The 3,013-nt window shown below is 59.9% G+C and carries 1 rRNA gene; it reads right to left on the minus strand.

Going from position 1 to position 3,013, the window contains the following annotated elements:
* Positions 1-14: 14 nt before the first annotated feature.
* Positions 15-2,994 (minus strand): 23S ribosomal RNA (locus tag ACFMKP_RS24730).
* Positions 2,995-3,013: the final 19 nt, after the last annotated feature.

The following is a 3,013-nucleotide window of genomic DNA, read 5'->3' on the forward strand; positions in this document are numbered from 1 at the left end:
TGCCGACGCGCGGCAACCGATGATCGCTTGGCTTTCTGCGGGTGTCTGCTCTACCGTTCACACGGCCTCCACAGCACCCCAGTTGTCCGCCTCGTCTCGACGGTGCCTCTCGTACATTCCTGCACATGGATGACTGATCTTGTGGCCGGTTTCCCACTTAGATGCTGTCAGCGGTTCTCCGTCCCAGACGTAGCTACCGAGCCTTGCGGGTCGTCCCACAACTCGTCCACCAGCGGTCTGTCCAGCCCGGTCCTCTCGTACTAGGGCCAGCCCCACGCAATCATCCTACGCTCACAGCGGATAGAGACCGAACTGTCTCACGACGTTCTGAACCCAGCTCGCGTGCCGCTTTCATGGGCGAACAGCCCAACCCTTGGGACCGACTCCAGCCCCAGGATGCGACGAGCCGACATCGAGGTGCCAAACCCCGCCGTCGATGTGAACTCTTGGGCGGGATCAGCCTGTTATCCCCGGGGTAGCTTTTATCCGTTACGCCACGGCCTTTCCACTCAGGCACGTGGGATCACTAGCGCCGACTTTCGTCCCTGCGCGGCCTGTTTGCCTTGCAGTCAAGCAGGTTTCTGCGCTTGCACGCCCCAGCCGGTTGCCATCCGGCCTGAACCTACCTTTGCGCGCCTCCGTTACTTTTTGGGAGGCGACCGCCCCAGTCAAACTACCCACCAGCCACCGTCCCCTTACCAGCTTCATGGTCAAGGGTGAGGCGCATATCTGTCGCAGAGTGGTATTTCACCGTTGCCTCCACCAGACCCGCAAGTCCGGCTTCCCAGGCTCCCACCTATCCTACGCAGCGCCACACACGCGCCGATGGCAAGCTGTAGTCAAGCTCCACGGGGTCTTTTTGTCCTGCTGCGAGTAGGCCGCATCTTCACGGCCCTTGCAATTTCACCGAGCTCCCGGTTGAGACAGCGCCCAGATCGTTCTACCTTTCGTGCGGGTCGGAACTTACCCGACAAGGAATTTCGCTACCTTAGGACCGTTATAGTTACGGCCGCCGTTTACTGGGGCTTCGGTTCACCGCTTGCACAGCTCCCCTTAACCTTCCAGCACTGGGCAGGTGTCAGCCGGTATACGTCCGCTGTTTCGCGTTCGCACCGACCTGTGTTTTTGTTAAACAGTCGCCTGGGCCTCTTTGCTGCGACTCGCCAGATGCTCCACCCGTATGGGCTTCACCCCAGCGAGCACCCCTTTTCCCGAAGTTACGGGGTCATTCGTGCCGAGTTCCTTAACCGGGATTCGCTCGTCCACCTTGGTCTCCTCGACCTGTCTACCTGTGTCGGTGTGCGGTACGGGCACACCCAGTCCTCCGTGCCCAAGCCTTTCGCGGCTGCCTAGGTCCATCCGACTCGCGATTTCCCGAAGGAGACCACTCGTACTTGCTTCTCGGTCAACGGACTGTGGGATTTGCCACACAATCCTCCCTACCAGCGTGAACGACGCTCGTCTCGTCGCTCGGATTCCCCATCAGCATCTCAGTCACGTGCAAACGTTCTGGGTGTGGTCGCCGATTATCAACGGCGTGTCCATCAGCTACGGCTCGCGCCCTCGCCTTAGGCCCGACTTCCCCGCCGCGGAGTGCCCGTGCGGCGGAACCCTTAGACTTTCGGTGGAGGGGGTTCTCACCCCTCGTATCGTTACTCATACCGACATTCGCACTTGTGGTCGCTCCACGGGTTGCGCTTCCGCGCCCGCTTCAGTGCCCCCACAACGCTCCCCTACCATACAATCGATGATTGTATCCCGCGCTTCGGTGATCGACTTAGCCCCGGTGGATTGTCGATGCAACCGGACTAAACCAGTGAGCTGTTACGCACTCTTTCAAGGGTGGCTGCTTCTAAGCCAACCTCCTGGTTGTCTGCGTCCGATCACGCCCTTGCCCACTGAGCCGATACTTCGGGACCTTAGCGGCGGGTCTGGGTTGTTGCCCTCTTGACGATGAATGTTCGCACCCACCGTCTCACTCGTGGTGTAGGCTGCTGGTATTCCCAGTTTGCCAGCGCTTGGTAAGGCTCGCGCCCCCCGCACGCCAACAGCGCTTTACCCCCAGCAGCCCCAATCCACGGCTGTACCTCAATACATTTCGGGGAGAACCAGCTATCTCCAGGTTCGATTGGAATTTCTCCGCTACCCACAGTTCATCCAAGCCCTTTGTAACGGACACTAGTTCGACCTTCCACGACCTGTTACGGTCGCTTCAGTCTGACCATGGGTTGCTCACCTGGTTTCGGGTCTACCCTATGCGACCAAACGCCCTATTCAGACTCGCTGTCGCTCTGGCTCCGGCTGTTGCTGCCTTAACCTGCCACATGGGGTAACTCGTCGGTTCATACTCCAAAAGGCACGCGGTTAGCTTGCGCCTCCCACGGTTTGTCTGCGAGCAATTTCAGGATCTGTTTCACTCCCTTCGCCAGGGTGCTTTTCACCGTTCCCTCACGGTACTCTGCGCTATCGGTCGCCCACGATATTCTGCCTTGGAGTGTGGTCACCCCGGCTTCCGACGGGATTTCGCGTGTCCCGTCGTACTTGAGATCCCTCGCGTAAGTGCCAGCAGTGTCGGGTACGGGACTCTCACCCGCTCTGGTTGGCCGTTCCAGGGCCATTCCCCTACCACTGGCATTGGTAACTTACTGCGTGGAAGGACATCCACGCCTGGAGGTCTCGCAACCCGCCCCACGCAACGCTGTCCTGCTTTGACACGTGGGTCGTTTAGGCTTGTCCCGGTTCGCTCGCCGCTACTTCGGGAATCGTTTCTGTTCCTCGGGGTACGTGAGATGTTTCAGTTCCCCCGGTGCCCTTCCGCACGCCTATAGATTCAGCGTGGGATCACCACCCATCACGGTGGTGGGGTTGCCCCATTCGGAGATGGTAGGGTCGCAGCCTGACTCCGGCTCGCCTACCCGTTTCGGCGGGAGTCCCCGTCCTTCATCGGTCGTGTGCGCCTAGGCATCCATCACTCGCATTCCTGCTGATCATCGGTCGTCGCGCCTCGGCAGCG

Origin of the sequence: Herpetosiphon sp. NSE202, from assembly GCF_042688385.1 — a bacterium.
Taxonomy (GTDB): Bacteria; Chloroflexota; Chloroflexia; order Chloroflexales; family Herpetosiphonaceae; genus Herpetosiphon.